This is a genomic window from Hymenobacter cheonanensis (assembly GCF_030581075.1).
Taxonomy (GTDB): domain Bacteria; phylum Bacteroidota; class Bacteroidia; order Cytophagales; family Hymenobacteraceae; genus Hymenobacter.
Genome location: NZ_JAUQSW010000017.1, coordinates 1 through 26,137 on the forward strand (window position 1 = coordinate 1; position 26,137 = coordinate 26,137).

29 protein-coding genes and 1 pseudogene are annotated in these 26,137 nt (G+C 64.4%); 18 read left to right on the top strand and 12 right to left on the bottom strand.

Going from position 1 to position 26,137, the window contains the following annotated elements:
- Positions 1–176 precede the first annotated feature (176 nt).
- Complete coding sequence (locus Q5H89_RS22155) at positions 177–710, top strand: gliding motility lipoprotein GldH (RefSeq protein WP_305021521.1); 534 nt, start codon at positions 177–179, stop codon at positions 708–710.
- 71 nt (positions 711–781) lie between these two features.
- On the opposite strand, the gene Q5H89_RS22160 is transcribed toward Q5H89_RS22155, so the two are convergent.
- Positions 782–2,176 (bottom strand): mercuric reductase, encoded by a 1,395-nt coding sequence (locus Q5H89_RS22160; protein WP_305021522.1) that lies wholly within the window; start codon positions 2,174–2,176, stop codon positions 782–784.
- Between the two features lie 263 nt (positions 2,177–2,439).
- On the opposite strand from Q5H89_RS22160, the gene Q5H89_RS22165 reads away from it, so the two are divergent.
- Positions 2,440–3,210, top strand: a complete 771-nt coding sequence (locus Q5H89_RS22165; protein ID WP_305021523.1) for a hypothetical protein — start codon at positions 2,440–2,442, stop codon at positions 3,208–3,210.
- Between the two features lie 94 nt (positions 3,211–3,304).
- On the opposite strand, the gene Q5H89_RS22170 is transcribed toward Q5H89_RS22165, so the two are convergent.
- From Q5H89_RS22170 to sucD, 3 genes are all read right to left on the bottom strand, one after another.
- Entirely contained in the window at positions 3,305–4,003 is a 699-nt protein-coding gene (locus tag Q5H89_RS22170) for a hypothetical protein (protein ID WP_305021524.1), read from the bottom strand.
- Positions 4,004–4,140: 137 nt separating this feature from the next.
- A complete protein-coding gene (locus Q5H89_RS22175; protein WP_305021525.1) occupies positions 4,141–5,277 on the bottom strand; it encodes a hypothetical protein in 1,137 nt (378 codons plus the stop codon).
- Between the two features lie 99 nt (positions 5,278–5,376).
- The gene (sucD, locus tag Q5H89_RS22180) at positions 5,377–6,258 is read right to left on the bottom strand and encodes a succinate--CoA ligase subunit alpha (protein WP_173110067.1); all 882 of its coding nucleotides are present in this window, start codon (positions 6,256–6,258) and stop codon (positions 5,377–5,379) included.
- A gap of 138 nt (positions 6,259–6,396) precedes the next feature.
- Here sucD and Q5H89_RS22185 point away from each other — a divergent pair.
- Positions 6,397–7,371 (top strand): annotated as a pseudogene (locus Q5H89_RS22185) (PLP-dependent cysteine synthase family protein); the annotation flags it as partial.
- Between the two features lie 71 nt (positions 7,372–7,442).
- The gene (locus Q5H89_RS22190; protein ID WP_305021526.1) at positions 7,443–7,877 is read left to right on the top strand and encodes a response regulator; all 435 of its coding nucleotides are present in this window, start codon (positions 7,443–7,445) and stop codon (positions 7,875–7,877) included.
- A gap of 71 nt (positions 7,878–7,948) precedes the next feature.
- On the opposite strand, the gene ade is transcribed toward Q5H89_RS22190, so the two are convergent.
- The gene (ade, locus tag Q5H89_RS22195; RefSeq protein ID WP_305021527.1) at positions 7,949–9,628 is read right to left on the bottom strand and encodes an adenine deaminase; all 1,680 of its coding nucleotides are present in this window, start codon (positions 9,626–9,628) and stop codon (positions 7,949–7,951) included.
- A gap of 80 nt (positions 9,629–9,708) precedes the next feature.
- On the opposite strand from ade, the gene Q5H89_RS22200 reads away from it, so the two are divergent.
- The 4 genes from Q5H89_RS22200 (at position 9,709) to cmk (ending at position 11,783) form a co-directional block, all read left to right on the top strand.
- Positions 9,709–9,882 (top strand): hypothetical protein, encoded by a 174-nt coding sequence (locus Q5H89_RS22200; protein WP_305021528.1) that lies wholly within the window; start codon positions 9,709–9,711, stop codon positions 9,880–9,882.
- 62 nt (positions 9,883–9,944) lie between these two features.
- The gene (locus tag Q5H89_RS22205) at positions 9,945–10,559 is read left to right on the top strand and encodes a hypothetical protein (RefSeq protein ID WP_305021529.1); all 615 of its coding nucleotides are present in this window, start codon (positions 9,945–9,947) and stop codon (positions 10,557–10,559) included.
- Between the two features lie 72 nt (positions 10,560–10,631).
- Positions 10,632–11,030 (top strand): hypothetical protein, encoded by a 399-nt coding sequence (locus Q5H89_RS22210; RefSeq protein WP_305021530.1) that lies wholly within the window; start codon positions 10,632–10,634, stop codon positions 11,028–11,030.
- Between the two features lie 42 nt (positions 11,031–11,072).
- Positions 11,073–11,783, top strand: coding sequence for a (d)CMP kinase (gene cmk, locus Q5H89_RS22215; RefSeq protein ID WP_305021531.1), 711 nt, complete (start codon positions 11,073–11,075; stop codon positions 11,781–11,783).
- On the opposite strand, the gene Q5H89_RS22220 is transcribed toward cmk, so the two are convergent.
- Together Q5H89_RS22220 and Q5H89_RS22225 are read right to left on the bottom strand one after the other, a co-directional pair.
- Positions 11,784–12,737: a hypothetical protein gene (locus Q5H89_RS22220; protein WP_305021532.1), complete on the bottom strand. Its 954-nt coding sequence runs from the start codon at positions 12,735–12,737 to the stop codon at positions 11,784–11,786. It lies immediately after the preceding gene.
- Positions 12,738–12,753: 16 nt separating this feature from the next.
- Positions 12,754–14,220, bottom strand: a complete 1,467-nt coding sequence (locus Q5H89_RS22225; RefSeq protein WP_305021533.1) for an MBOAT family O-acyltransferase — start codon at positions 14,218–14,220, stop codon at positions 12,754–12,756.
- A gap of 201 nt (positions 14,221–14,421) precedes the next feature.
- Between Q5H89_RS22225 and Q5H89_RS22230 the strand changes: the two genes are divergently transcribed.
- From Q5H89_RS22230 to Q5H89_RS22240, 3 genes are read left to right on the top strand one after another with little or no spacing between them, the layout of a single operon-like run.
- Positions 14,422–15,309 (top strand): 4-hydroxy-3-methylbut-2-enyl diphosphate reductase, encoded by an 888-nt coding sequence (locus tag Q5H89_RS22230; RefSeq protein ID WP_305021534.1) that lies wholly within the window; start codon positions 14,422–14,424, stop codon positions 15,307–15,309.
- Between the two features lie 33 nt (positions 15,310–15,342).
- Positions 15,343–15,609 (top strand): hypothetical protein, encoded by a 267-nt coding sequence (locus tag Q5H89_RS22235; RefSeq protein ID WP_305021535.1) that lies wholly within the window; start codon positions 15,343–15,345, stop codon positions 15,607–15,609.
- A 9-nt stretch (positions 15,610–15,618) separates the two neighbouring features.
- On the top strand, positions 15,619–16,032 hold the full coding sequence (locus Q5H89_RS22240; RefSeq protein WP_305021536.1) for a hypothetical protein: 414 nt from the start codon (positions 15,619–15,621) through the stop codon (positions 16,030–16,032).
- A gap of 18 nt (positions 16,033–16,050) precedes the next feature.
- Here the strand turns inward: Q5H89_RS22240 and Q5H89_RS22245 are convergent, their stop codons facing one another.
- Positions 16,051–16,584 carry an O-acetyl-ADP-ribose deacetylase gene (locus Q5H89_RS22245; protein ID WP_305021537.1) on the bottom strand — a complete coding sequence of 178 codons (534 nt, stop codon included), beginning with the start codon at positions 16,582–16,584 and terminating at the stop codon, positions 16,051–16,053.
- A gap of 159 nt (positions 16,585–16,743) precedes the next feature.
- Between Q5H89_RS22245 and Q5H89_RS22250 the strand changes: the two genes are divergently transcribed.
- The 5 genes from Q5H89_RS22250 (at position 16,744) to Q5H89_RS22270 (ending at position 20,646) form a co-directional block, all read left to right on the top strand.
- On the top strand, positions 16,744–17,070 hold the full coding sequence (locus tag Q5H89_RS22250) for a 2TM domain-containing protein (RefSeq protein ID WP_305021538.1): 327 nt from the start codon (positions 16,744–16,746) through the stop codon (positions 17,068–17,070).
- Between the two features lie 127 nt (positions 17,071–17,197).
- Positions 17,198–17,704: an ATP-dependent zinc protease family protein gene (locus Q5H89_RS22255; protein WP_305021539.1), complete on the top strand. Its 507-nt coding sequence runs from the start codon at positions 17,198–17,200 to the stop codon at positions 17,702–17,704.
- Positions 17,705–17,833: 129 nt separating this feature from the next.
- Positions 17,834–18,778: a 30S ribosomal protein S6--L-glutamate ligase gene (gene rimK, locus Q5H89_RS22260; protein WP_305021540.1), complete on the top strand. Its 945-nt coding sequence runs from the start codon at positions 17,834–17,836 to the stop codon at positions 18,776–18,778.
- Between the two features lie 135 nt (positions 18,779–18,913).
- Positions 18,914–19,846 carry a succinylglutamate desuccinylase/aspartoacylase family protein gene (locus tag Q5H89_RS22265; RefSeq protein WP_305021541.1) on the top strand — a complete coding sequence of 311 codons (933 nt, stop codon included), beginning with the start codon at positions 18,914–18,916 and terminating at the stop codon, positions 19,844–19,846.
- A 104-nt stretch (positions 19,847–19,950) separates the two neighbouring features.
- Positions 19,951–20,646 (top strand): OmpH family outer membrane protein, encoded by a 696-nt coding sequence (locus Q5H89_RS22270; protein ID WP_305021542.1) that lies wholly within the window; start codon positions 19,951–19,953, stop codon positions 20,644–20,646.
- A 232-nt stretch (positions 20,647–20,878) separates the two neighbouring features.
- Here Q5H89_RS22270 and Q5H89_RS22275 read toward each other — a convergent pair whose 3' ends face one another.
- The 3 genes from Q5H89_RS22275 to Q5H89_RS22285 form a co-directional block, all read right to left on the bottom strand.
- The gene (locus Q5H89_RS22275; RefSeq protein WP_305021543.1) at positions 20,879–21,880 is read right to left on the bottom strand and encodes a zinc-binding dehydrogenase; all 1,002 of its coding nucleotides are present in this window, start codon (positions 21,878–21,880) and stop codon (positions 20,879–20,881) included.
- Positions 21,881–21,967: 87 nt separating this feature from the next.
- The gene (locus Q5H89_RS22280) at positions 21,968–22,810 is read right to left on the bottom strand and encodes a rhomboid family intramembrane serine protease (RefSeq protein ID WP_305021544.1); all 843 of its coding nucleotides are present in this window, start codon (positions 22,808–22,810) and stop codon (positions 21,968–21,970) included.
- Between the two features lie 139 nt (positions 22,811–22,949).
- Positions 22,950–23,777 (bottom strand): hypothetical protein, encoded by an 828-nt coding sequence (locus Q5H89_RS22285; protein WP_305021545.1) that lies wholly within the window; start codon positions 23,775–23,777, stop codon positions 22,950–22,952.
- Positions 23,778–23,901: 124 nt separating this feature from the next.
- On the opposite strand from Q5H89_RS22285, the gene Q5H89_RS22290 reads away from it, so the two are divergent.
- Both Q5H89_RS22290 and Q5H89_RS22295 read left to right on the top strand, forming a co-directional pair.
- A complete protein-coding gene (locus tag Q5H89_RS22290) occupies positions 23,902–24,213 on the top strand; it encodes a hypothetical protein (RefSeq protein WP_305021546.1) in 312 nt (103 codons plus the stop codon).
- A 92-nt stretch (positions 24,214–24,305) separates the two neighbouring features.
- Complete coding sequence (locus tag Q5H89_RS22295; RefSeq protein ID WP_305021547.1) at positions 24,306–24,617, top strand: hypothetical protein; 312 nt, start codon at positions 24,306–24,308, stop codon at positions 24,615–24,617.
- A gap of 116 nt (positions 24,618–24,733) precedes the next feature.
- Here Q5H89_RS22295 and Q5H89_RS22300 read toward each other — a convergent pair whose 3' ends face one another.
- Positions 24,734–26,137 carry a DUF6895 family protein gene (locus Q5H89_RS22300; RefSeq protein WP_305021548.1) on the bottom strand — a complete coding sequence of 468 codons (1,404 nt, stop codon included), beginning with the start codon at positions 26,135–26,137 and terminating at the stop codon, positions 24,734–24,736.

Consider the following 26,137-nt stretch of genomic DNA (forward strand, 5'->3'; position numbering starts at 1 on the left):
AGCCTACCGCCGGCGCGCCGGGCGCCCGCCCGCCCCGCGAGGGCGGCGACCAGCCCCGCCCCGAAGGCAGCCAAAACCCTGGCGGCCGCAACCGGGGCCGCCGGGGCGGCAGCGGCCGCCGCAGTAGCGGCGAAGGGGCCAGCCCGGCCAGTTCTTCTCCTAGCGCTTCGTAGTATATGCTTCGTTATCTTGCTTTTAGCGGAAGTATGGCCCGCCGGGCGGGGCTGGCGGCGGTGGCGCTGGCCGGGGTGGCCGCCCTTAGCGCCTGCGACCCCAACCGGGTGTATGAGGAGAATACGGACCTCAAATCGCCTTCCGGCGATGCTTATGTGTGGGATGTGCAGCAGCGCCCGACCTTCACCTTTGCCATTGCCGATACCACGGCCCGCTACGATGTGTACTTTAATGTGCGCAACGCGGCCGACTACGGCTTCTACAACCTGTACCTGAAGCACACCCTCACCGGGCCCAACGGCCGCCCCGCCGGCCCGGCCCTGCTGCACCAAATGGTGCTGATGGACCCCAAAACCGGCCAGCCGCTAGGGGCCGGGGCGGGCGATATCTTCGACCACCAGTTCTTGGCCCTGCCGCACCAGCACTTTGCCCGGCCCGGCACCTACAAGCTGACGCTGGAGCAGTACATGCGCCAAAACCAGCTGCCCGGCATCATGGCCGTGGGCGTGCGGGTTACGAAGGAAGCAAAGAAATAAGTGATGAATTCGCTGCAAAAAAGGCCTCTGCTGACTTGGCAGAGGCCTTTTTTGCATTTGCTGGGCTAGCGTTACTCCGCCAGCTTCTTCCACACCACGTTCAGGCCTTCGGCCCAGATGGGGTGGGCAATAACCATGTTTTGCAGCTGCTGGTAGCGCAGGCGGCCCGTCATGGCTACTTGCAGAATGGTCATGATGTCGCCCGCCTCGGGGCCCACGATGGCGGCGCCCAGAATGCGGTCGTCGGGGCCCACGAGCACCTTCCAGAAGCCGGTTTGCTGGCCGGTTTGCTGGGCGCGGCCAATGCTGCGCACCGGCAGTTTTGCCACGCGGTACGCCACTTTTGCTTCCTCGGCCTGCTGCTCGCTCAGGCCGATGCGGCCTAGCTGCGGGTCGGTAAACACGCAGTAGGGCAGGGGGCGCTGCTTGGCCGAGCGGCGGCCCCGGTGCAGCAGGTTATCGCGCACCACCCGAAAATCGTCGTAGCTGATGTGCGTGAACTGCGGCCCGCCGTGCACGTCGCCCAGGGCATAAATGTGGCGCGCCGCAGTTTGCAGCTTGCTATTTACCTGAATGTAGCCTTTCTCATCGGTTTTCACGCCGGCGGCTTCCAGGTTCAGGCTATCGGAGTTGGGGCGGCGGCCGGTGGCCACCAGCAGGTGGCTGCCGTGCAGGCGGCGCTCGCCGTGGGGTGTGTCGAGGGTGATGGTAAGCTCGCCCGCCGCACTGCGCGACACGCGCCGGGCCTGGGCGCTGAACACCAGCTCGATGCCATCGTCAACCAAGGCTTTTTGCAGGCATTCGCACACGTCGTCGTCCTCGCGCTCCAGCAGCTGGTGGCCGGTTTCGATGATGGTGACGCGGCTGCCAAAGCGCCGGAATAGTTGCCCAAACTCCAGCCCAATGTAGCCGCCACCCAAAATGAGCAGATGCTCGGGCACTTCCTGAATATCGAGCAGGCTAGTGGTGGTCAGGTAGTTGGCCTCGGCCAGGCCCGGTATCTCGGGCACGGCCGGGCGGGTGCCGGTATTAATGAAGACCTGCTTGGCCTTGATGGTGCTGCGCTGCTCCTTGGTTTCCTGCACCTGCACCTCGTGCGGGCCGGTGAAGGCCGCATGGCCGCGCAGCAAGGTTATGTTCTCGTGGTCGTGGGTGAGCGACCGGGCCAGATTTTGGCGGGAATGCTCCAGCAAGGCATCCTTGCGGGCAATCACGGCCGGCATATCAACCTCGGCCACGCCGCCCAGCCGAATGCCCAGGTCGCCGGCGGTGCGCACCTGGTGCATGCGCTCGGCCGAGGCCAGAATGGTTTTGGTAGGCACGCAGCCGTAATTAACGCAGGAGCCGCCCAGGTGGGCTTCCTCTACCAAGATAACGGTGCGGCCGGCCTCGGCCAGCGCCGTAGCAAGGGGGTTGCCAGCCTGGCCGGAGCCGATGATGAGCGCATCGCAAGAGTAATCGGGCATAAAAATCAGCAAACGCCACGGGTGGCAGTGGCCCGCTTGCATACGCAGAAATTGCCGCGGCGAACGGCCGGGCTGGTAAGGGACATGGTTTTTTGCCGCCGGCGCGGCGCTTGCCACCTGCCGGCCCAAGGCAGGGCACTTCCTTTGCCTTTTGCCGGGCTAGCCACGCTGGCCCGGCCCACGCAACCCTTGAGATATTTCCAGCCTCAAGGGTCTAGCCAAGGCTATCGGCAATCTCCTTTATTGGCTTGTTTTGTGGGTTTATGTATTTAACTGTTTATCGACTAGGGGTGTTGCTGATGCTCGGGGGCTGCACGGTGTATGTGCCCATGCAGGGGGCGGCTCCCGAAATCAGGGCGAAAGGGGAGGCGGAAGTGGCCGGCAGCTGGTCGCTCACCAACCGGGTAGATGCCTCGGCCACGTACTCGCCCCTGCGCCACCTGCTGGTGCGGGCCGCCACGAGCGCCAAAGGCGGGCGCCCCAACCTGTCGGACAGCAACTATCTGCAAAACAATCAGTACGAGCTGGGCATTGGCACCTACTGGCCGCTGGGCGAGCACTGGCTGGTGGGCGGGCTAGCCAGCTTTGGCCAGGCCCACAGCCAGGCCCGCTACGTCGATGACGGCGGGGTTAAATTATTTAGCGGCGTGCAAGCCATTGAGCATCAGTTTGATGCCATTTATGCCAAATACACTGGCGAGGTCTACGTCAGCTATCAGCCCAGCGAGGTGGTGAGCCTGGGCTTTTCGTACCGGCTGGTGCAGCTGCGCCTCACCGATGTCACCGACGGGGGCGTGCCCGTGGCCGCCGGCCCCATTCTGCGCAGCGAGCCCATGTTTTTTGTGCGGTTTCGACCCGCGCTCAAGGAGGGCGTAATTCAGTTTCAGGCGGCGGTGGGGGGCTCGGGGGCTTTCGCGTATCAGGCGCAGCTAGCGGCTGGCCAGGACGACCCGGCCCGGCAATTCACCCTGAGCCGCAGCTACGTATCGGTGGGGCTGGCCTTCTACCCGCATTTGCTTTGGCGGCTGAAGTAAGGGCTGGCGGCGGCGCAAAACCTGGTAGGCCGGGCGCAGAAAAGCGCTCGCCACCAACTCGCCGAGCCTGGCAGTTGGCCGGCGAAATCGCCGGTTACTTAAAGCCTATTTCCAGCAGGGGCAGCTGTTTGCCCTCGGGGTACGCCCGCCATTCCACTACCTCGCCGCCTTTGGCCCACAGGCCAAGCGGCGTGCTGGCCGCCCTGGCGCCCAGCAGCGACGGAATACTCCAAGTGCTGAGCAGGCGCGGCGGGGCCGTGGGCTGGCTGCGCCGCCCAATGTGGCTGTTGCCCGCGCCGGCCAGCACCACCCGGGGCGAGTGCATTACGTACTCATCCGGTGCCTGGCCCACGCCCTCCAGCATGAGAAAGAAGCCGGCGGGCGGCACCACAATGCGCTCGGCGGGCCAGGTGAGCACCAGCGGGTGGTCGAGGGTTTGCAGGGTATACTCCGAAATGAGCACGGGCTGGGCTAGCAGGCTGTCCTCGGCAGGGGCGCCGGTGGCTGCCACCCTAGCCAGCCGCAGGCGCACCTGGCCCTTGGCCACGCGCTGCCCAAACGCCTGAAAATGCAGCCGAATACTCACCACCTGGTGCTGGCCGGCCGGCGGCGCAAACCGCAGGGCGTAACCATCACCGGGCGGCAGCGACCATAAAAAAGCCGGCTTAGGCTTGCCGGTGCCAATAATGACCTGGTGGCTGGTATCGGCCGGCGCCACCGCCTGGGCCCTGGCCGGCGCAGTAGCCCAGCCCAGCAGCCCACCGCAAAAAACAGAAGCAAGCAACCGCCGCATACAAACAAAAAAAGCTGCTGCTAAGGTAGGCAGCAGCTTCTGCACCTGGGCCGGGCTGCCGGGTGCCAGGGTTAGCTGGCGTAGTAAGAAGGCTTGTTTTAGCCGGGAGAATGGGTTGCTTGCCCAGGCGGGCCGGGCTATTTTTTCTCGAAGAATTGCTTGAGCGGACGCTTAAACAAACCGTTTAAAGTGCCTAAGTATACGGTGTCGCCAAGCTGCGCTATATCGGTGAAATCTGCTTGCCCTAGCCCGTCGTTTTTAAGCTCACGCACCCGGTAGTTATTGCCTTGCCAGCGCAGCGTGTACAGCGAGTTGGTGGCAATGGTGTGCGTAATACCCACCAGGCTATCCCCCACGGCGCGAAAAGTGCTAACCCCAAAATAGTAGGGTACCCCTGTGAAGCGCTGCCAGGTTTCGCCGTTATCAGTAGAAATTATAACGGCGTTGGAGCCGTTGCCTTCCACCGCGTACACGGTGCCCTGCCACTTGTAGTAGTTAACCACGGCGGCCGGCCCGAATACCTGCCGGGCCGTGCCATCGGGCTTTATCTTATAAATACCTTGGTTGAAGGCATTTACCAAAAAATAATCTTCGATGGCCGCCACGGTGCAAAAGCCGGCATACGTGCCAGTAGCCGAGAGCGGTACCTGCACCACCCGCGTTTGGGCCGTTACCTGGCCAAAATAAGTGGTAATCTTAGACAGCGTAAAGTGCAGGTTAGGGTCAGGATACCGGGTAGTGGAATAGTTGACCAGCAGCTGATTATTATTGTTAACGGCGCCAAACTGCAAGGGCACATACCCGCGGTTGTTGGCAAAAACGGTGGCGGTAGGGTCGAGCCGGTGCAAATGAATTTCGGCGCCCAGGTTGGCCGCGAATGGCGGCGCGGTCGGAAAGGCCAGTAGTACCGAGTCGCTGTGGTAGGGGTAGGCAAAGAAGCTCGGCCCTAGCGGAATGCGGGTTTGCACATCGGCCGGCAACACCACCGTGCTCAAAGGCCCTATTACGGGTTCATAATAGCGATAGGTGCGGCGGGTCGCAGCGGTAGAAGCTGGCGTAAGCACCCCAAACCAGCTAGGCTGCTGCAGGTAAAGAGAGTTGGCATCCTGCGACATGCCAATAATAACTTTCTGCAAACCATACAGCTGCCTCACTTCCGCCCAACTGTATTGCTTGTCTACTTCCTGCACCACAATTTTTTCGACTTCTTTCTTGCAGGCCGTCAGTAGCAGCAAGGCCAGCGGGGCAATAAAAACCTTAGAAAGAGCCTGCATAGAGAAGGAACGCGCCGGGTGGTTGGTAGCGGTAAAAGTAACAAAAAAAAGCCCCGGCAAGTACCGGGGCTTTCTCTATAGAACTAATGAAGGGCTAGCTTACTTGCCGCCCAGCACGCGCAGCATGGTATCACCAATCTCGGCGGGCGAATCCACCACGTGGATGCCGCACTCGCGCATGATGGCCATTTTGGCGGCGGCCGTGTCGTCGGCGCCGCCCACAATGGCACCGGCGTGGCCCATGCGGCGGCCGGGAGGCGCGGTTTGGCCGGCGATGAAGCCTACTACGGGCTTCTTGTTGCCGGTTTCCTTAATCCAGCGGGCGGCTTCGGCTTCCATGCCGCCGCCGATTTCGCCTATCATCACAATGCCTTCGGTTTCGGGGTCGTTCATCAGCAGTTCCACCGCCTGCTTGGTGGTGGTGCCGATGATGGGGTCGCCGCCGATGCCGATGGCCGTGGTCTGGCCCAGGCCGGCCTTGGTGAGCTGGTCCACGGCTTCATACGTCAGCGTGCCCGATTTCGACACGATACCGATTTTGCCTTTCGAGAAGATAAAGCCGGGCATGATGCCCACCTTGCACTCGCCGGCCGTGATAACGCCGGGGCAGTTGGGGCCCACCATCGTAATGCCGGGGCGGTCCTTGAGGTAGTGCTTCACGGCAATCATGTCCTTGGTCGGGATGCCTTCCGTGATGGTCACGATTACTTTAATGCCGGCCTGGGCAGCTTCCAGAATCGCGTCGGCGGCAAAAGCCGGGGGCACGAAGATGATGCTGGTATCGGCCTGGGTAGCGGCTACGGCGTCGGCCACGGTGTTGAACACGGGCCGGCCGAGGTGCTCGGTGCCGCCCTTGCCGGGCGTCACGCCGCCCACTACCTGGGTGCCGTAATCCATCATTTGCTGCGCGTGGAACGAGCCTTCGGAGCCGGTGAAGCCCTGCACGATGACCTTGGAATCTTTATTGACGAGAACGCTCATGGGCGGCTAACTTGTTAGGGAGAGTTAAGTGGGGCAAAAGTAGGGCCGGCGCGCCCAATGCGCACTGCCCGGCCCCCGCCGGCTGGCCGGCGTACCTTTGCGGCCCCACTGGCGCACTAATTCTCCCCAACTGGCAGCATGTATTTCAACCATATTATCGACACGCTCGGCAACACGCCGCTCGTGAAGCTCAACAAAGTTACCGACGGCATCAAAGGTACCATTCTGGCTAAGGTAGAGTATTTTAACCCCGGCAACTCGGTGAAGGACCGCATGGCCCTGCGCATGATTGAGGACGCCGAAAAGGCCGGCCTGCTCAAGCCCGGCGGCACCATTATCGAGGGCACCAGCGGCAACACCGGCATGGGGCTAGCCCTCACGGCCATTGCCAAAGGCTACAAAACGGTGTTCGTGATGAGCGATAAGCAGAGCAAGGAAAAGCAGGATATCCTGCGCGCCGTGGGCGCCGAGGTGGTGGTGTGCCCCGTCGACGTGGCCCCCGACGACCCGCGCAGCTACTACTCGGTGGCGCGCCGCCTCAACCAGGAAACGCCCAACTCGTTCTACCCCAACCAGTACGACAACATGTCGAACACGGCGGCGCACTACGAAACCACCGGCCCCGAAATCTGGCAGGGCACCGAGGGCAAGATTACTCACCTGGCGGCCGGCGTGGGCACGGGCGGCACCATCTGCGGCAGCAGCAAGTACCTGAAAGAGCAGAACCCCAAGGTATTCACGCTGGGGCTGGACACCTACGGCTCGGTATTTAAGAAATATAAGGAGACGGGCATTTTCGACGAAAACGAAATTTATCCCTACAAGACCGAAGGCATCGGCGAGGACATTCTGCCCAAGAATGTAAACTTCGATGTTATCGACCAGTTTATTAAAGTGGCCGACAAGGATGCCGCCCTCATGACGCGCCGCCTGGCCAAGGAAGAAGGCCTGTTTGTGGGCTGGAGCTGCGGCTCGGCCGTATTCGGCGCGTTGGAGTATGCCCGTGAACACCTTACGGAAGACGATACGCTGGTCATCATCCTGCCCGACCACGGCACGCGCTACCTCGGCAAGATTTACAACGACGAGTGGATGGCCGCCCAGGGCTGGCTGTAAGGCGCCCGACTGGTTTGCTAAAGTGAAGGGCTGGGCTTAACTTCGTTACCTCAAATCAAGATGTTTATATGACGGACGCGCTCAACCATATCGTGCTGATAGAGGACAACGAGACGACCAGCTTTCTGAATAATCGGTTGCTAAGCCGGTTAGGCGTAGCCCGGCAGGTCACGTCCTTCTCCAAGGCCGAGGAGGCGCTGAATTTCTTGTGGGGCGATGCCCCGGCCGGCGGCACCCAGGCGCCGCAAGTCACGCCCGATTTGGTGTTTGTCGACCTGAAAATGCCCGGCATGAACGGCTTCGACTTCTTGGAGCGCTACAGCCAGCTACCCACCGATGCTCAGGAGCGCACCGTAGTGGCCGTGCTCACCACCTCCATGCACGGCGCCGACACGGCCCGCGTGGCCCAGTACCCGAACGTAGAATACCTGACCAAGCCTCTCACCGAAGAAAAAATGCAGCGCCTGCTCACCAAGCGCTTCCCGTCGGATGTGAAGCTGTAAAAATTATCGATAAGCAACAAAAAAGGTCACCCTGATATCAGGGTGGCCTTTTTTGTTGCCCTGGCCAGGCGCTAGCCCCCGGCTACGGTCACGAACTCAAACCGCTCGCCGTCGAACAGCCCCTTATCGCTGAGCTTGAGGCTGGGAATAACGAGCAGGGCCATGAACGAGAGCGTCATAAAGGGTGCTTGCAGGCCCGAGCCCAGCTGCGCCTTGGCAAAGCCGTCGAGGGCAGAGTAGGCAGCCGCTACCTCGGGGCCGGGGCGGTCGGACATGAGGCCGGCTACCGGCAGCGGCAGCACGTGCTCGGCACCCGCGGCGCCCACGGCCGCTAGCCCGCCCCGGGCCTCCACCACCAAGTTGATGGCGCGGGCCAGGCTCTCATCGTCGTAGCCCACGGCCGTGATGTTGTGCGAATCGTGGCCCACGCTGCTGGCCAGCGCGCCCTGAGTTAGCCCGAAGCCTTTGATGAAAGCCACGGCCGGCTTGGCGCCCGGCGCGTAGCGGTTGAGCACCACCAGCTTGAGGATATCCTGGCTAGGGTCGGGCTGGAGCTGCCCATCGGCCACGGGCAGCCGCAGCTCGCGCCGGGCCGTGATGAGCTGGCCATCGAAGCACTCGATAACGGGATAGGTTTGGTGCGTGGCTACGGGCTGCTTTTCGCCGGTGGGCAGGGCCAGCGCGGCGGCCTCAATGGGCCGGGCGTGAAAATTGTTGGCCAGGGCCACCGGGGGGCTGGGAAGCAGGCACTGGCCATTTTCGGCCACCAGCTCGCCGTCGAGGTAGGTTTTTAACACCCGAAAATCCGTCAGGTTATCGACTAGGATGAAGTCGGCCGCATCGCCGGTGCGCAGCTGGCCCACCGGCAGGCGGTAGTGCGCCACGGGGTTGAGGCAGGCCACTTGTAGCACATCAAACACGCTGTAGCCCAGCGCCACGGCGCGCTGCACCAGTTGGTTGATGTGGCCCAGCAGCAGGGTATCGGGGTGCTTGTCGTCGGAGCAGAACATGAGCTGCTCGTAGTGCTGGGGCAGCAGCTCGATGAGGGCATCGAAGTTGCGCGCCGCCGAGCCCTCGCGGATGAGCACCTTCATGCCCGCCGCCAGCTTGTCGCTCGCCTCGGCCGCCGTGAAGCACTCGTGGTCGGTGCTGATGCCGGCGCTGGCGTAGCGCTCGGCATCGTCGCCCTGCAGGCCGGGCGCGTGGCCATCCACGGGGCGGCCGTAGCGGTGGGCCAGCGCAATTTTTTCGAGCACGCCCGGGTCGCGGTTGAGCACGCCGGGCCAGTTCATCATCTCGGCCAGGTAGCCGATGGCCGGGTTTTGGAACAGCTGCTCGATGTCGGCCGCCGTTATTTCGGCCCCGGCCGTCTCAAACGGCGTGGCCGGCACGCAGCTTGGGGCTCCAAAGCAGAACTTGAAGGGGCTAGCCGCCGCGTTATCCAGCATATACTGCACGCCCGCCACGCCCAGCACGTTGCCGATTTCGTGGGGGTCGCTCACCGTGGCCACGGTGCCGTGGGCCAGGGCCAGCCGGGCAAATTCGGTGGGCACCAGCAGCGAACTCTCGACGTGCACGTGAGCATCGACAAAGCCCGGCAAGGCGTAGGGCAGGGCTGGGTCGGGGCCGCCGGCCCCCGCCACGGGCTCAATGGCTGCCACGCGGCCCGCCGCCACGCGCAGGGCCACCGGGCACACCGTGCGTGCCGGAATATCAACCAGATTAACAGAGAGCACGAAATCAGCCGCCATATCGTTTCGAGAAAAAGGGGAAGACCCTAGCCAGGTGGCCGATTGGGTCAACGCGAAGTAAATTTGAAAAAAAACGTGCCGTGAAGCTATCGATAAATGCCCATTTGCTGGCCCGGCCGGCGCTGCTGCTGGCCCTGTGGACCCTGCTGCTAGCCACTAGTGGCTGCGCCACGCACGGCTCGCTTTCGCAAAAAACCCGGTGGTATAAGCACCACAGCGGCGGCAAATCGGTGCCCTGCCCCTGCGGGCACTAGGTTGATAGTTTGCGTTTTGTCAGTATGTTAGCCGCTGCTTTTTCTTATGCAGCTTGCTAATTATGCTTAAACTTTACAAATTAGGATTATTCTCATTATTAGCCGGTTCGGCGGCGGCGCAGGCGCCGGCCCCGGCCGCGTCGGCGGTGCATTTGCCGCCCACCAGCTTTAAAGGCGGAGCCTATCAGCTGAAATCTCACCCCGACTGGAAGCACGCCAAGCTGCTCTACGACGCCCAGACCCTGAGCGTGAGCGATGCCGACCACAAGCCGCAGTACGCCTTGGTGTACCCGGCCGATAGTATTCGGGCGTTCGCCATTGGGCGCGATACGTTTGCGGTGGTGCGCGAGGTCGATATTCCGCGGCCGGGCCAGCACCTGCGCACGCTGTTTGCGCGGCAGCTCTACCACCGCGGTGGGTTTCAGGTAGGCGAGTACGTGGCCGTGCCGCCCGCGCCCCAGCCCCCGATAGTGTACACCCTGCTTACGGAGGCCAGCCAGGTGCGGGCCGTGCTGCCGCCCAGCAACGTGCAGTTTCGGCTAGCCCTGGCTAAGGCGCTGCTCGACTACACGGCCCTGTCGCAGCAGCTGGAGCTTGACCCCAACATCTTGCCCGCGCAGCTGCCTGAGCTGCTGACGGCCTACGGCCGCTGGCGCGCAACTGAGGGCGGGAAGTAGGCGCTGCGGCCGGCGGCCCGGGCAGGCAAAGCCCGGGCCGCCAGGCGGCGGTTGCGCGTATCTTCCCGGCCCATGACCGAAAACGCCCCCGAAGTACTTGCCTTGCAGGCCGCCGCCGAGCAGGTGCGCCAGCAGCTGGGCCTGGCTGCCTACAACGAAGCCGCCGTGCGCGAACTCGACCGCTACATTGCCGTGCAGCGCGCCGAGCTGCCCGCGCACTCGCCCGACCGCGAAGGCATTGTGACGGCGCTAGGCTGCTTTCTGGGCCAGTGCCTGGTGCACGCCTACCACGCCGAGTGGGCCGCCGGCCCCGACGGCAGCACCGGCGTGGGCCTGGCAAACCAACTTTTTTTCAACCCGTTTTATCTGGTGCATCAGCAGCTAAATAACGGGGAGGCAGCCTCGGTAGCCGGGTTTTTTCGGTCGGTGCCGCAGCGGCTGGTGGCGGCCAGCGCGGCCCGGGCGCGCTAAATTTCGTAATCTTGCGGGGCCAATGGCCGTTTCCGCGCGTTTATGAAAAACCTCGTCATCGCCATTGATGGCTACTCGTCTTGTGGCAAAAGCACTACGGCTAAGGCAGTTGCCGCCGCCCTCCACTACGCCTACCTCGATACCGGGGCCATGTACCGGGGCGTTACGCTTTTCCTGCTGGAAAACAACATTGCCTTCGACGACATGGCCCGCGTGGAGCGGGCGCTGCGCGAGGATATCCATATCAGCTTCAAGCGCAACCGCCGCACGGGCCGCAACGAGCTGTGCCTGAACGACCGGATTCGGGAGGACGATATTCGCCAGATGCGCATCTCCAACTCGGTGAGCGAGGTGTCGGTAATTGCCCAGGTGCGCCACGCCATGGTGGCGCAGCAGCAGCGTCTGGGCCGCAAGCGCGGCGTGGTGATGGACGGCCGCGACATCGGCACCACCGTTTTTCCGGATGCCGAGGTCAAGATTTTTATGACCGCCGACGTCACCATCCGGGCCCAGCGCCGCCAAGAGGAGCTAGCCGCCAAGGGCGAGCACGTGGCCCTGGCCGACATTATCGAAAACCTGCGCAAGCGCGACCACATCGACTCGACCCGCGCCGAGAGCCCCCTGCGCCGCGCCGCCGACGCCGTGCTGCTCGATACCACGCACATTACCATTACCGAACAGGTTGATTTTGTGCTGGATAAGGTGTCGTCGGCACTGTTTGCGGCCTATGCCCACAAGGTAAACCAGGCCTAGCTAGGGCAGTTGGGCCAGGTCATCGGCCAGGCGCTGGCTTAGCTGCGCGGCGGCCGTGCGCGTGAGGTGGTTGCCATCGTTGGTAGGATAAGGCTGCTCCAGGTAGTTGAGGTAGGGCACCCCTAGCGAGCGGCCCAGATTGCGCATAGAGGCATCAAAATCAGGTTGGTACTGGTTTTCCAGCGCTGCCATGGCGGCGCCGGTGGGCAGGCGCACGAGCACTACCTGGCCGTGCGCTTTTAAAAAAGCTATCGTTTCCCGCAGGCTCTGCTGGCGGGCCGGGGCCAGGTAGCTGTGGGCGGCCAGCTGGTGGTACACGGCCATCTTTTCGTTGGTGCGCCGCTGCGGAGAGCTAGGGGGCGGCATGGCTATTTCGAGCCAGCCATCGGGGTGCAGGCGCTCCACCACGCGGGCGGTGTCGGTGTCGAGCAGCAACTGGTAAAAGGGTTTGTGCAGGTAGTGCGCCAGGTAGTCGAGGTTGGGGTTCTGGCTGACGCTGGCCAGCTGGCTGACCATCGACTTTGCTTCGGGAAAAACCAGCTCCTGCCTTTGGCCGCCGCGCCGATTTGGTAATGGCTGGTATTTTACTTCGTGCGGCAGCGACAGCGACCACGGGTCAACGGCCAGCACAAACAGGCCGTGCCGCGTGCCGGGCGCCAGCTTGCGCCTGATGCTGCTGAGGTAGCCCGGCCCGTAGGGCGACTCGAACAGCGTAAACGCGTAGTTGAGCCACGGCCCCTGATAGCGCTTACCCAGCCGCGCGGCCAGCACCGCTGGCTTGATGGCCTGCGCCGCCCGCGAGGTGCCCAGCACCAGCGAGCCCGCCGGCGGGGCAGTAAAGCGCGCATAAAAGGCATCGACGTAGCCGCGCCGCAGGCCGGCCGCCAGGCCCAGCCCGCCCAGCAGCCCCACAATTCCGAGCAGCAGCCCCAGGCGCAGTACCAGCTTTAGCATAACAGGCAAGTCTCCTTTAGAACTGAAAATAAATGAATTGGCTGCTGCCAAAAATACCAAAGTACAGCATGGCCAGCAGCAGCCCCGCGTAGCTGGCCCAGCGGCCCGCGGCCGGCCAGCCGGCCAGCCACGCGGCCACCGAGCCGCGCTCGGCGTGGTAGTCTACGGTGGCCAGCAGGGCCACTGCCCCGGCGGCTACCAGCAGCTCGGCCGCGAAGTGCCGGCCTAGCCCAGCCAGCGCCGCTGGCAGCTGGGCCGTGGGCAGGTGGCCCCAGCCCCGCAGCAAATGCGTGCTGATGTAAAACGCATCGGAAAGTGTGTTGGCCCGGAAAAAAATCCAGGCGTAGCCCACTAGCAGCAGGGTGCTGGCCACGCCCAGCGCGTGCAGCAGGCGCGGCCGGGCGGCCAGCCCCAGGCGGCGGGCCAAAGCGGCGCGGGTGGGCTGCGTGAAGGCCTCGACTACCAGATAAAGGCCGTGCAGTGCGCCCCAGGCCACAAACGTCCAGCTGGCGCCGTGCCACAGGCCACTTAGCAGGAAGACCATGAATAGGTTGGCGTAGCGCCGCACGGGCCCGCGCCGGTTGCCACCCAGCGGGATGTACACATAGTCGCGAAACCAGCCGGAGAGCGACATGTGCCAGCGCCGCCAGAAATCGCCCACCGAGGCCGCGAAGTACGGCTGCCGGAAATTGAGCACCAGGTTGTAACCGAGCACCCGCGCCGCGCCCCGTGCCAGGTCGGTGTAGCCCGAAAAGTCGGCGTAAATCTGGCCCGTAAAGGCGGCCACGGCCAGCAGCAGCGGCAGCCCCTCGAAGCGGTGCGGGTGGTCAAAAACCGGGTTGGCGAGCAGGGCCAGACGGTCGGCAATCACCACTTTCTTGAACATGCCCCAGGCCATGAGCCGCAGCCCGCTAGCCACCCGGCTGTAGCCAAAGCCGTGGGGCTGCCGCAGCTGCGGCAGCATCTGGGCGCCCCGCTCGATGGGGCCCGCCACGAGCTGCGGCCAGAAGGCCACGAACAGCGCAAACCGCCCCAGGTTTTGCTCGGCCGCCAGCTTGCCCTGGTACACATCCACGATGTAGGCCACCGACTGAAACGTGTAGAACGACACGCCCACCGGCAGCGCCAGCGCCAGCGTGGGGGCGGCAAAGGGCGCGTGCAGCGCCGCCGCCAGCTCGCCGGCAGTATCGACAAAAAAATTGAAGTACTTGAAAATGAACAGCGTACCCAGGTTGCTGGCCAGGCTCAAATACAGCCAGGGGCGGCGCTGTGCCGGGCTGGCCAGCCGGCTCATGCGCACCCCGCTGTAGTAGTCGAGCAGCGTGGTGCCGGCCAGCAGCAGGCCATACACCGGCCTCCAGCTCAGGTAAAAGTAGTAGCTCGAAACCAGCAGCAGCGGCGCCCGCCAGCGCGCCGGCAGGGCAAAGTAGAGCCCCAGCACAACCGGAAAAAAAACGAGAAAGTGGAGCGAGTTGAACAGCATGGGCCGGGAATGGGACGGTAAAGTTCGGCCGAAAGCCCCGAGCGGCCCGCCTGGCCCCTTTGCCGGCTTGCCAGGGGGCTAGCCACCGGCCCCGCAGGGCTCCGCGCCAGGCATTTGCAACGCTTGCCCGCAACCACCGGGCGCTTGCGTACCTTTGCGGGCAGCAAACCCGAGGGCTTATCGAGAGGTTTGACAGCTAGTATGCAGGTAACCATCGATAAAAATTCCGGGTATTGCTTCGGCGTCGAGTTCGCCATTCAGATGGCGGAGGACGAGCTGAGCCACAGCGACAGCCATACGCTGTACTGCCTCGGCGACATCGTGCACAACCGCATGGAGGTGGAGCGCCTGCACAAGCAGGGCCTGCGCGTGATAGACCGCGAGCAGCTCGGCACCCTGCACGATTGCAAGGTGCTCATCCGGGCGCACGGCGAGCCGCCCGAAACCTACCAGCTAGCCCTGCAAAACAACCTGGAGCTTATCGACGCCAGCTGCCCGGTGGTGCTCAAGCTCCAAAACCGGGTGAAGCACGCCTTCGATGCCACCACCCGCGAAAACGGCCAGATTGTGATATACGGCCAGCCCGGCCACGCCGAGGTTATCGGCCTCACGGGCCAAACGCGCAACCAGGCGCTGATTGTGATGACCGAGGCCGACCTCGACCAGATTGACTTCACGCGCCCCGTTACGCTCTTCAGCCAGACTACTAAAAGCACGGCCGGCTTCTACAAGATGAAGGCCCTGATGGAGGCGCGCATTGCGGCGGCCGGTGGCGCCCTCGAAAGCTTCGACGCCAACGACAGCATTTGCCGCCAGGTGAGCAACCGCGAGCCTCAGCTAGCCCGCTTTGCTCAGGAGCACGATGTAATCTTATTCGTGAGCGGCCGCAAAAGCTCGAACGGCAAGGCCCTTTTCTCGGTAGTGAACGCGGTGAATACGCGCAGCTATTTCATTGAGAACGAGCATGAAATGCAGGATGAGTGGTTTGCCGGGGCTAGCTCGGTGGGCATTTGTGGCGCTACCAGCACGCCGCTCTGGCTTATGCGCCAGGTGGCCGAGCGCGTAGAGGGCATAGAGGTAGCCGCGTAGGCAGTTTTCGGGCCTGGCTGCTTAATTTGGGGCATGAAGCACCCGCTACGCCTACTGCTGCTAGGGGCGCTGGGCGCGGCGCTGGCCCGGCCCGCCGCCGCCCAGGCCCCCGACGAGCCGCCCACCGAAGCCGCCGCGCCCGATAGCCTGGCCCTCATCAAGGGCTTTGCCCTGGCCGACATTACGGAGCCTAGCGGCCAGACCCACCGCGTGTACGTGCCGGTCGGGCTGCCGGGCTTCGTGGGTATGCTGCCCTTTTACCGGCGCGAAACCGAGATTCGGGCGCTCGGCCAGCCCTAGAGCATCAGCGTGGATAAGGTGCAGAAAATGCGCCTCTACGGCGTGTACTATGAGCACATGGTGGTGCAGGGCAAGCGCAAGCACCTGCTGGCGGCGCGCGTGGCCCACGGCCCGGTCGAGCTGTTCAACTACACCGAAATAACCCAGGTGCTGCCCACCGGGCTGGTGAGCGCCGTGGTGGCCGGGGCCATCCTGGCCGGCACCGGCGGCGAGGGGCTAGCCGAGCGGCGCTGGTACCTGCGCCGCGGCACCGAGCTGGTGCAGGTGAAGCGCGACAACTTCGCGGCCCAGATGAGCGAGTATTTCAAGGACGACCCCGCCACCGCCACCGCCTTGCTTAACAAACAGCTGCACTACCCCGATATGCTGGCCATCGTGCAGGGGTATAATGCCAACCGGCTGGCCGCCGGCGCGGCTAAGTAGCCAGGGGTGCGGAACGGGCTAGCCAGCCAGCGCCTGCTCGTACTGGCGCCTGTTTTCTTCGTCGAAGACTACGAAAACTACTGCCTGCGGCCACTCGTGGGTGGCCAGCCATTGGCGCACTTCGCGCACGGCAATGGCGGCGGCCTCGGCCTTGGGGTAGCCGTAAATGCCGGTGCTGATGCCCGGGAACGCCACGGAGGCGAGCTTATTTTCGAGGGCCAGGCGCAGGCTGTTGCGGTAGCAGGAGGCCAGCAGCTCGCCCTCGCCCTTATGGCCGCCGTTCCAGACCGGGCCCACGGTGTGGATGACGTACCGGGCCGGCAGCCGCCCGCCGGTGGTAATGACGGCCTCGCCGGTTTTGCAGCCGCCCTGCCGAGCCCGAATCTGGCGGCATTCCTCCAAAATCTGGGGGCCGCCCGCACGGTGAATGGCCCCATCGACGCCCCCGCCGCCGAGCAGCGATGAGTTGGCCGCGTTGACAATGGCCGTGGTAGCGAGCTTGGTAATATCGCCCTGCTCGACGCGCAGGCGGGTGGGAGAGGAAGCGGACATGAAAAACGCGACTGATTTGGGAGGAGTACGCAACGGCCGGGGCCGTGTTTTTGCCGCTTGAGGCGCTAAAAATACCGCTTGGGTGAGGGCCATTTGTGCCAGGGCAGGTCAAAATCTACATTTGGCCATCACTTCCAATCACCGCTAGCCCCACTTGCCATGCAGCCCCTTCGCCCCACCCTCACCCCCGATGCCACCCGCGACCAGCGCCTGTGGCAGATAGCCAAGGCCCGCACCAAGTTTCAGGGCCACCTGCTTACGTACCTGATTGTCAATGCCGGGCTGTGGCTGCTGTGGGCCTTCACCACCCGTCCCTTCGAAACGCATCACCACCACGATTATTTGCCCTGGCCCATCTGGTCTACCGTGTTTTGGGGCGTGGGCGTGGCGGCGCAGGGGCTAGCCGCCTACGGTAGCCTCAACCGGGGCGAGCGCACCCAGCGCGAGTACGAGCGCCTGCGCGCCAAGGCAGATTATGAATTATAAATTATGAATTATGAGTTGACACTTGGGTCGTGGAGCGGCCTGGCCACGCCGCCCCGGCGCTAGGTTGCGTGTATCTTGGCGGCCTGTGGGGCCAATTCATAACTCATAATTTATAATTCATAATTTTATGAAGAAGCGTCCGCCCAAACGCCTGCTCGGCCGCCGCGAGCTGATTGACCTGCCCGCCCTAGGCCTGCGCGGCGTGGTGGCCAAAGTCGATACCGGGGCGTACACCAGCGCCATTCACTGCGATGAGGTGCGCCTGGCGCCCGACCCCGCCACCGGCCGGCCCGTGCTGCACGTGCGCCTGCTCGACCCCGAGCACCCCGCCACCGACGGCCAGCCGCTGGCCTTTCCGAATTTTGCGGAGCGTAATATCCGCTCCTCCAACGGCGAGGTGCAGGCCCGCTACGTCATTCGCACGGTGGTGCGGCTCTACGGCGAAGACTTCCCCACCGAGTTTTCGCTCGCCGACCGCTCCGACCTCAAGCACCCCGTGCTGCTAGGGCGCTCGCTGCTGCGGCAGGGCCGCTTTGTGGTCGATGTGGCCCGGCGCGATGTGTCGTATCAGGCTGAGCGCCTAGCTGCTGCGAAAATCTCGCCGCTGAATGGCGCGCACGGTGGCCCGGTTTAGGCGTAGTTTGGTACCGAAATTCAAGCTGAAAAAAGTTGGAAATGCTGGTTAGCGCCCGCTACGGCCCAGCTTGGGTTTGGTGTATTTGCTAGTATTATTCTGCCCTAAGCCCTGCCTCTTCCACTTGTTATGAAACTGGCCATTCTCTCGCGCGAGCCGCAGTCGTACTCCACCCAGCGGCTGCTGGCGGCCGCGACCGAGCGCGGCCACGAGGCCCGCGTGCTCGACCACCTGCGCTGCAACCTGGTGCTGGAAAAAGGCCAGCCCAGCATCCTCTACCGGGGCCAGCCCCTGGAGCGGCCCGACGCCATTATTCCGCGCATCGGGGCTTCCGTCACGTTCTACGGCACGGCCGTGGTGCGGCAGTTTGAGATGATGAAGGTACGCACGGCCGTTGACAGCCAGGCCATTGTGCGCTCGCGCGATAAGCTGCGCTCGATGCAGATACTGAGCCGCGCCGGCGTGGGCATGCCCAAAACGGCCTTCACCAACGACACCGACGAGCTGCCCGCCCTCATCGAGCACGTGGGCGGCGCTCCCGTCATCATCAAGCTGCTTGAGGGCACGCAGGGGCTGGGGGTGGTGCTGGCCGAAAGCGCCAAGGCCGCGCAGTCGGTTATCGAGGCGTTTCACAACCTCAAGGCCCGCATTCTGGTGCAGGAGTTTATTGCCGAAGCCAAGGGCGCCGATGTGCGCGCCTTCGTGGTGAACGGCGAGGTAGTGGGCGCCATGCGCCGCCAGGGCAAGGAGGGCGAGTTTCGCTCAAACCTGCACCGCGGCGGCACGGGCACGCTCGTCAAGCTCAGCCGGGCCGAGAAGGCCGCCGCCCTGCTCGCCACCAAGGCGCTGGGGCTAGGGGTGGCCGGCGTGGACATGCTGCAAAGCAAGCGCGGCCCGCTGGTGCTGGAAGTCAACTCGTCGCCCGGCCTCGAAGGCATCGAGAAAGCCACCGGCCTCGATATTGCCGGCCGCATCATCGACTACACCGCCGAGCTGGCCCTGCGCAAGCGCGGCGGCAAAACCAAGCCCAAGCGCCAGAAAGCCGCCCCCGACTCGGCGGCCGATGCCGCGTAAAGCCCAACTGTAGCCCGCGCTGGCACACTTGGCCGGATTCTTGAACGGCGGCTGGCTTTCTGATACTTATTGGTAGGCTGGCCGCGCGCAGGGGCTGGCCTGCCGCTAGCGATGGCAACTGATAACTCTTTGGCCTTGAATGGTCTCCGTATTCAGCCCGGCGAGCGCGTGCTCACGCGCCTGGTTATTTCGCGCCTGCCCTCGGGGGCCATTATCGATGTGCCGGTGCACGTAATCCGCTCGCTGGAGCCTGGCCCGGTGCTGCTGCTGATGGCCGGTATGCACGGCGACGAGGTTAATGGCATCGAAACCATCCGGCGCATGGTGCGGCGCGATTTGCTGCAGCCCACGCGCGGCACCGTCATCGCCATCCCGATTCTCAACATCTACGGCTTTCTCAATTTCAGCCGCGAGGTGCCCGATGGCAAAGATGTCAACCGCTCGTTTCCGGGCCACCCGCGTGGGTCGGTGGCTAGCCGGGTGGCCCACCGCTTCATGCGCGAAATCATGCCCCTGGTAGATTACGGCATCGATTTCCACACCGGCGGGGCGGCCCGCGCCAACCACCCGCAGCTGCGCTGCGTGCTGGGCGAAGACCCCGCCACCGATGCGCTGGCCGCCGCCTTCAGCGCCCCGTTTACGCTGCACGCGCGGCTGCGCACCGGCTCGCTGCGCGCCACGGCCCACGCCCTGGGCAAGCCCATTATCGTGTACGAAACCGGCGAGAGCCTGCGCTTCGACGAGGCGGGCATTGAGGAAGCCATCGCGGGCACGCTGCGGGTGTTGCACCACCTGGGTATGGGGGCCGAGGGCCCGGCGCCCGCCCGCCCCAACGTGGTGTGCCACCGCCACCGCTGGCTGCGGGCGCGCTACGCGGGCCTGTTTCGGGCGCACGTGGCGCTCGGCGATTTTGTGGAGGAAGGCCAGATTTTCGGCTCCATCGCCGACCCCTACGGCGAGCAGTCGGTGCGCCTGGAGGCCACGGCCAGCGGCTACGTTATCGGCCTCAACTACATGCCCGTGGTAAACCAGGGCGATGCGCTGCTGCACCTGGCCATGCCGGCCTAGCGCATAACGGAGGCGATGAAGGTAAGGGAGTTCTGACGCCTGACCGAGATTACGCCCGGCGCGCTCAGTATGCCTATTGCCTAAAGTGCCCTACTTTTGCGAACATGAAAAACCCTGCCCAACTAGCTTTTAATGCCGTGCTGCTGATTGCGGTGGCCGTGCTGTACTTTCTGCATTTCAACCAGCGCCCCGCGGCGGTGGCCGCCGCCGCGCCCGTAGCCGCTACCGAAGAGGCCGCCCCGGCCGCCGATACTACTGCCGCCGCTAGCCCCGCCGAGGCTGCCCCCGCTGCCGAACAAACTCCCGCCGTGGCGGCCGCGCCCGCCGGCCCGGCCCCGGCCGCCGGCGCCATCGTCTATGTCGAGTCGGCCAAGCTGCTCGATGGCTACCAGGGCATGAAGGACGCCCGCCGCTCGTTTGAGGGCAAGGCCAAGGGCTGGGAGCGCCAGAACCAGGCCCTCGTGAGCAGCTTCCGCACCGCCGTGGAGCAGTACCAGAAAACCGCCGCCGGCCTCACCCCCGAGCAGCGCGCCGCCGCCGAGCAGCAGCTGCAGCAAAAGCAGCAGCAGGGCGCCGCCGAGCAGCAAAAAATTCAGCAGCAGGCCCAGGAAGCCGAAGGCAAGCTGACCCAGACCGTGCTCACCAGCGTGAACAAGAAAGTGGAAGCCTACGGCAAAGCCCACGGCTACAAGATGATACTTATTGCGGCCCCGAGCGGCACCATCGCCTACGGCGAAAAAGCCCTCGACGTGACCACGCCCGTGCTAGCCTACCTCAACAGCGAATACCGCAAGAAGTAAGCTACTATTTTCCGGTAAACGACAAGCGGCCCGCTGTAGCAGCGGGCCGCTTGTCGTTTGGGCTACGCAAAATTGTCTGCTCATATTTTGTCATTGCGAGCGTAGCGAAGCAATCGCACCCGAGCGGCTTGTCCTGATGCGATTGCTTCGCTGCGCTCGCAATGACAAGCGATTTACTAGCTAGTTAACTTAACTGCCTGTTTGTCATTGTAAGTGCAGTGAATAGCTCGACCTAGCAAGTCAGCACCACTTTGCCGAGCTGCTGGCCGGCTTCGAGGTAGCGCAGGGCGGCTTCGCCCTCGGCCAGCGGGAAGGTTTTATCGACCACCGGCACGAGCTGGTGCTTGTTTACGAAGGCTAGCATATTATCAAAATCCTGCTCCGAGCCCATGCTGGAGCCCAGGATGCTGAGCTGCTTCCAGAACACCTTGGCGGCCGGCAGCTGCGGAATATTGCCCAGCGTGGCGCCGTAGAACACAATGCGCCCCCCCGGCGCCGCCACATCGAGCAGCGTGCCGAAGGCCTCGCCCGCCGCGCTGTCGATAATCACGTCGAAGCCGCCCGTGTTCTGGAGCAGCGTGCGGCCCCAGTTGGCCTGCTTGTAGCTGATGCCGCCGCGCAGGCCTAGCGGCAGGGCCAGGGCGCGGGTCACCTTTTCTTCCTCGCCCGAGGTTACCCAGACTTCGGCGCCGGCCGCGGCGCAAAACTGGGCCGCCACCTGCGCCACGCCGCCGCCCACGCCGGTTACCAGCACGCGCTCGCCGGGCTGCACCTGCGCCCGCACAAAGGCGGCGCGGTAGGCCGTGAGGCCGGCCAGCGGCAGCGCGGCGGCCTGCTCCCAGCTCAGGTGGGCCGGGCGGGGGCGCACGTAGCGGGCCGCAGCGGTGGTGTATTCGGCAAAGGTGCCGGGGTCGGGCATGCCCAGCACCCGGAAATTGCGGCCCTGCGCGGCTGGCTTATCGCCCCACTCCACGCCGGGGTAAAGGATGACGGGCGCGCCCACTTCCCAGCCCGCCACGCCCGCGCCCAGCGCCGCTAGTTCGCCCGCGCCATCGGCCCCGAGCGTGCAGGGCAGCTTGATGCCGGCGTACTGGCCCTTCTGAATCCAGACGTCGCGGTGGTTGAGGGCAGCGGCGCGCAGCTTAATCAGGACCTCGCCGGCGGCGGGCTGGGGCGTGGCAAGGTCACGGGCCACGGCGGGCTGGTGCGGGGCATCTTGCTGGAGAGCGAGCATAAAATAGAGAAGGTGAGTGCTAAACGAAGCAGCCTGGCCTAGCCGCCTGCTTTTAAACAAGAAAAACGCGAAAGCGATAAGTAGGCGCTACGTGCGGCGCATAGAAAGCTGGAGCGGCACCGCCACCAGCAGCCCCATCAGCAACCCGCCGAGGTGGGCGATGTTGTCGATATTGCCCGTCAATCCCGAAATCAAATTGCTGAGCACGAGGTACAAAACCAGGCCTAGCATGCCGCGCCGGTCCCACTTGTCGAGCAATATTCTTTTGCTGAGCAGCAGCACCAGCAGCAGGCCATAGAGCCCAAAAATGGCCCCGCTGGCCCCCGTCGAGTTGATGCCGCCGCTGTGGTACCAGAGCGTAGCTACCGAGGCGGCCACACCGCTAGCCAGGTAGGCGGCCAGCAGGCGGGCGCCGCCGGTGCGCGCCTCCAGCAGCACGCCCAGCAGCCACAGGCTGGCCATGTTGAGCAGCAAGTGCGTGATGCCGCCGTGCACAAACAAACTCGTAACCAGCCGCCAGGGCTGGCCCGGCCAGGTCAGGCCCGTCACGTTGGAGCCCCAGGTGGCCAGCGCGTGGCCGCTGGGCGCCGTGGCCGATACGCCGCTCAGCGTCATGGCCAGCCACACCAGCAGGTTGAGGTCGATGAGCAGCGGCACCGCCCAGCACTGGCGCGTAGGCCAAAACAGGCCGCGCAGCACCGGCCGCAGCACCTGGCCCCAGGTTTCGTCGGGCTCGGCGGGCGCCTCGGGGGCGGGCGGGGCTAGCGGGGCGGGCGCCTCGGGCACCAGGCCGCGGCGCTGCAGCTCGGCCACGGCGGCGGCCCCCACGGCGGGCGGGTAGCGGCTGGCATGGTGGGCCAGGTAAAGCAGCTCGGCGTCGGGGCGCTGGGCAAAGTGCGCGGCGGCCGCCTCGGGGGTGGAGACATCCATGGTGCTTGCTTAACTACCGGCCGGGGGGCTTGGGTTTCGACGCCGGGCCAGGGGTGGCCAGCTAGTAACGCAAATTTTTAGTTCGCGCGTGTTGGAGTTGGGTGCTCGCCGCCTAAAAAGCTGTTCTACCTTAACCGGGCTATAGCTTGATTTGCAGCACAGTAGCCTTGTATGCCTTGCCCGTAACGGGCGATACCTTGCGCAGGCCGGCCAGCCAATCCTGCACGTCGGCCTCGCGGGCGTTCATCTCCTTGTCGGTCAAGAATTTGCGGCCATCGAGCAAGGCGGGGAAATTGGCCAGAATGTGCTGCTGGCTGCTGGCGGTGCTGGCCATGCGCCCCAGCTGGTCCTTCATCTTCGGCCCAAAGCGGTAGCTGTACACCACGGCCTTGTTCCAGTCGCGCCAGGTTTGGCGGGCCAGCAGGGTTTGCTCGGCAAACAGGGGCCCGGCCTGGCCGGCGTGCGCCTGGCTGGTAAGAAACTCGGTTTGGGTTTCGGCCGCCCAAAAGCGGCGGCACAGCCCCTTAAACTGGCGCAACTCCTGGGGCTTCTGCTTTTCGGCGGCCGGAATGCCGGCTACCTGCTCGGCCACCAGCTTATCCACATCGAAGTTGGGAATGGCCCGCGCTTCCACGGTTTCGAGTTTCAGCGAATCGGGCGAGAGCCGGGCCGGGCGGGCGGCGGCCAGCGGCTGGGCAGCCGGCCGGCTAGCCCAGAAGTACGCCCCGCCCGCGCCAGCCAGCCCCAGCAGGCCCGCCGCCAGCAGCAGCCCGCGCCGGCTAGGGGCAGCCTCTTCGGCCAGGTCATCGTAGGGGAGGGCCGGGGGCGGTGCGGGGGCTAGCCCCCGGCGGCGCAGCTCTTGCCCGGCGGCGGCCACGAGGTCGGGGTGGTAGTAGCCGGGATTAGCGACAAAAAATTGCAGCTCCGCGTCGGTTTTGGCGCGCAGCACATCGGTGGCAGTGGGCATGGTAAGGGCAAAAAGGGGGCTGGCAACGCTTGGGCCAGTAAGTTGGGCATAAATCTTCAGATACCCAATACTAACCAGCGCCGCCCGGCTGCGTACAGCAGCTACATCCTTTTCCACTCGACCCATGCCTACCACCCGCCCCGAAAAAGACCAGGCCACGCAGCCCATCCAGTCGGATGAGTACCAGCCCACCGGCCGCCAGGAAGCACCCACCAACCCCGAGGCCCTCTACGGCGGCAATGCCGACGACAACTCGGGCAGCGGCGGCAACGCCCGCCCCAGCGCCAATGCCCAGGATAAAAAAGCCGCGGAACTCGAAACCGATGCCGATGGCAACGCCCAAACCGACGAAGAGAACGACGGCGGCATCAGCGGCCCCGGCGCCAGCGGCGGCACGGGCGTGAGCGGCTCCAGCATGGGCCAGGTAAACCTCTGAGTTTAGCAGAAGGCGTTTAGTGGGGAGTATTTCGCCTTTTAAACGCCGGCCGCTAGCTTCTTTTTCTTCATTTTAAATTATTCAGTAATAGTATGGTAACTCCCAACCCCGCCCCCGATTCCGGCCGCCCGTCGGAAATTGAAGAAGGCAAAACCCCCAGCACCGCCGGCCCCATCACCAACCCTGATGCCGACCCGGACCCCAACGCCAGCGGCAACCCCGAAACCGTGACGCAGGAAGACCTGGCCAAGAGCGATGGCGCTGGCATCCGGGGCGATTATGGCGACGCCGAGCAAACCAACGGCCTCGAAGGTGGCGACGAAAACGCCACCGATGCCAGCCCCGACCGCGCCGACCAGAACCCCACCAACGCCGCCCAGGCCAACGGCGGGGTCGAGAAGTAAGCGCCGCCAGGATAGCCAGCTCTCACGCAAAAGCAACGAAGCGCCGCCAGCCTGAACAATAGGCTGGCGGCGCTTCGTTGTGTAGGCAAGGTAGAAGGACAGTAGGGCAGGGGGTTCTAAGCAATTGACATACAAGAGTCTGCCACTGGCTCGAAGCTGGCGCAGTACGCCTGCATCTGCGCGGCGCAGGTGGCTAGCCAGGCGCTGGCGGCGCGGGTAGCCGGCGTGTCGGCCCCAATAGCAAATACGCCGCACTGGCCATCCGGCAGCTGCTGCAGCGCCAGGTAAGCGAGCGAGCCGCGCAGCAGGGAGGTGGGCGGCAGCCCGTGGCGCGGCACCAGCTCGTAGAGGCGCGCCAGCAGGCGCAGGTCGTATTCGCGCACGGCCTGGATGAGCAGCATATCGAGCAGGCAGCTGGCCTTATCGGCCGGGGGCACGGCGGCGGCCTGCACCACAGGCAGCAGAAAGGTGTTGGCCGCGAAGATTTCGGCGGCCAGCTGTTGCAGCTCGTGCCCGGCGCTGCCGGGCAGGGCGGGCGGCCCCGGCGCGATGGGCAACTCGTAGGGGAAACCGCTTTCGCACAGCGCCGTGCACAGCAGCGCGCCCACGTAGTAAGTGTGGTAGGTGTGCAAAAATTGGTAGGCGGCCCGCTCGGGGCCAGCTAGGGTGGCAAAGTGCGCGGGCTCGAAGCTGGGGGCCACCAACTGGCCCAGCCGCTGCCAGCTCGTAAAAAAATAATCGAGCCCTAGCCGCGCGTACGGCCCCCACTGCTGGTCGAGCTGCCAGGCGCACAGCAGCAGTTCGCCCAGCAGGTCGAGGTCGCCGGCCAGCAGGTTCCAGGCAATGGTTTCCTCCAGCAATTGCCGCAGGCGGGGCTGGTCGATGGCCGCCGGCAGCGGGTGGCGGCCGAAGTCGGTGAGGTAAAATACGGTGTGCGTGATGGCGTAGCCATCGGTGCGGGTGAGGTAAAACGGGCTGGTGGGCGCGCTCAGAATAGAGCCGTAGGCCACGGCCTCGAACGAAATAGCGAACGCCTCTTCGTCGTAGCCGTGCAGCAGCCACATGGCATCGAGGTCGCGAAACGGAATGCGCTCGGCGGCCTGGTGCAAGCGGGCGTGCACGGCCCGGCGCACCACAAAATCGAAGTAGGCATCGGGCCGCCCGGCCGCCGTGAGGGCCAGGTGCGCAATGCCATACACGATGACGTACTGCGGGTTGCGCATTATTTTTTGGAGGTACGCCACCTTGCGGGCCAGCGGCTCGATGCTAGCGGCCAGAGCCTGGGCTTTGGCCACCAGCGCGGGGTCGGGGCCGCCGGCGCGCGGCGCAATGAGGCAGAGCAGCGCCGTTTCGGTCACCACCTTATCAAGCCACTCAATGCCATTGCCGCAGGGCTCCTGCCAATAGGGTTGCAGCTGGGTAAGCTGCGCGCTGTGCCGCAGGGCAAAGTCGAGCGCCTCGTGCAGGCGCTGGCGGGCTAGCCCGCCGGGCGGCGGCTGGGGTAGGGTAGAAGGCGGCAT

Bases quoted from the DNA above. Each gene is read 5' to 3' on its own strand.
- Q5H89_RS22300 (WP_305021548.1), bottom strand. From the start codon at position 26,137: ATGCCGCCTTCTACCCTACCCCAGCCGCCGCCCGGCGGGCTAGCCCGC.
- sucD (WP_173110067.1), bottom strand. From the start codon at position 6,258: ATGAGCGTTCTCGTCAATAAAGATTCCAAGGTCATCGTGCAGGGCTTC.
- Q5H89_RS22170 (WP_305021524.1), bottom strand. From the start codon at position 4,003: ATGCGGCGGTTGCTTGCTTCTGTTTTTTGCGGTGGGCTGCTGGGCTGG.
- cmk (WP_305021531.1), top strand. From the start codon at position 11,073: ATGAAAAACCTCGTCATCGCCATTGATGGCTACTCGTCTTGTGGCAAA.
- Q5H89_RS22155 (WP_305021521.1), top strand. From the start codon at position 177: ATGCTTCGTTATCTTGCTTTTAGCGGAAGTATGGCCCGCCGGGCGGGG.
- Q5H89_RS22205 (WP_305021529.1), top strand. From the start codon at position 9,945: ATGCTTAAACTTTACAAATTAGGATTATTCTCATTATTAGCCGGTTCG.
- Q5H89_RS22245 (WP_305021537.1), bottom strand. From the start codon at position 16,584: ATGTCCGCTTCCTCTCCCACCCGCCTGCGCGTCGAGCAGGGCGATATT.
- Q5H89_RS22295 (WP_305021547.1), top strand. From the start codon at position 24,306: ATGGTAACTCCCAACCCCGCCCCCGATTCCGGCCGCCCGTCGGAAATT.
- Q5H89_RS22165 (WP_305021523.1), top strand. From the start codon at position 2,440: ATGTATTTAACTGTTTATCGACTAGGGGTGTTGCTGATGCTCGGGGGC.
- Q5H89_RS22230 (WP_305021534.1), top strand. From the start codon at position 14,422: ATGCAGGTAACCATCGATAAAAATTCCGGGTATTGCTTCGGCGTCGAG.
- rimK (WP_305021540.1), top strand. From the start codon at position 17,834: ATGAAACTGGCCATTCTCTCGCGCGAGCCGCAGTCGTACTCCACCCAG.
- Q5H89_RS22175 (WP_305021525.1), bottom strand. From the start codon at position 5,277: ATGCAGGCTCTTTCTAAGGTTTTTATTGCCCCGCTGGCCTTGCTGCTA.
- Q5H89_RS22250 (WP_305021538.1), top strand. From the start codon at position 16,744: ATGCAGCCCCTTCGCCCCACCCTCACCCCCGATGCCACCCGCGACCAG.
- Q5H89_RS22160 (WP_305021522.1), bottom strand. From the start codon at position 2,176: ATGCCCGATTACTCTTGCGATGCGCTCATCATCGGCTCCGGCCAGGCT.
- Q5H89_RS22290 (WP_305021546.1), top strand. From the start codon at position 23,902: ATGCCTACCACCCGCCCCGAAAAAGACCAGGCCACGCAGCCCATCCAG.
- Q5H89_RS22255 (WP_305021539.1), top strand. From the start codon at position 17,198: ATGAAGAAGCGTCCGCCCAAACGCCTGCTCGGCCGCCGCGAGCTGATT.
- Q5H89_RS22275 (WP_305021543.1), bottom strand. From the start codon at position 21,880: ATGCTCGCTCTCCAGCAAGATGCCCCGCACCAGCCCGCCGTGGCCCGT.
- Q5H89_RS22270 (WP_305021542.1), top strand. From the start codon at position 19,951: ATGAAAAACCCTGCCCAACTAGCTTTTAATGCCGTGCTGCTGATTGCG.
- Q5H89_RS22220 (WP_305021532.1), bottom strand. From the start codon at position 12,737: ATGCTAAAGCTGGTACTGCGCCTGGGGCTGCTGCTCGGAATTGTGGGG.
- Q5H89_RS22235 (WP_305021535.1), top strand. From the start codon at position 15,343: ATGAAGCACCCGCTACGCCTACTGCTGCTAGGGGCGCTGGGCGCGGCG.
- Q5H89_RS22225 (WP_305021533.1), bottom strand. From the start codon at position 14,220: ATGCTGTTCAACTCGCTCCACTTTCTCGTTTTTTTTCCGGTTGTGCTG.
- Q5H89_RS22285 (WP_305021545.1), bottom strand. From the start codon at position 23,777: ATGCCCACTGCCACCGATGTGCTGCGCGCCAAAACCGACGCGGAGCTG.
- Q5H89_RS22280 (WP_305021544.1), bottom strand. From the start codon at position 22,810: ATGGATGTCTCCACCCCCGAGGCGGCCGCCGCGCACTTTGCCCAGCGC.
- ade (WP_305021527.1), bottom strand. From the start codon at position 9,628: ATGGCGGCTGATTTCGTGCTCTCTGTTAATCTGGTTGATATTCCGGCA.
- Q5H89_RS22210 (WP_305021530.1), top strand. From the start codon at position 10,632: ATGACCGAAAACGCCCCCGAAGTACTTGCCTTGCAGGCCGCCGCCGAG.
- Q5H89_RS22190 (WP_305021526.1), top strand. From the start codon at position 7,443: ATGACGGACGCGCTCAACCATATCGTGCTGATAGAGGACAACGAGACG.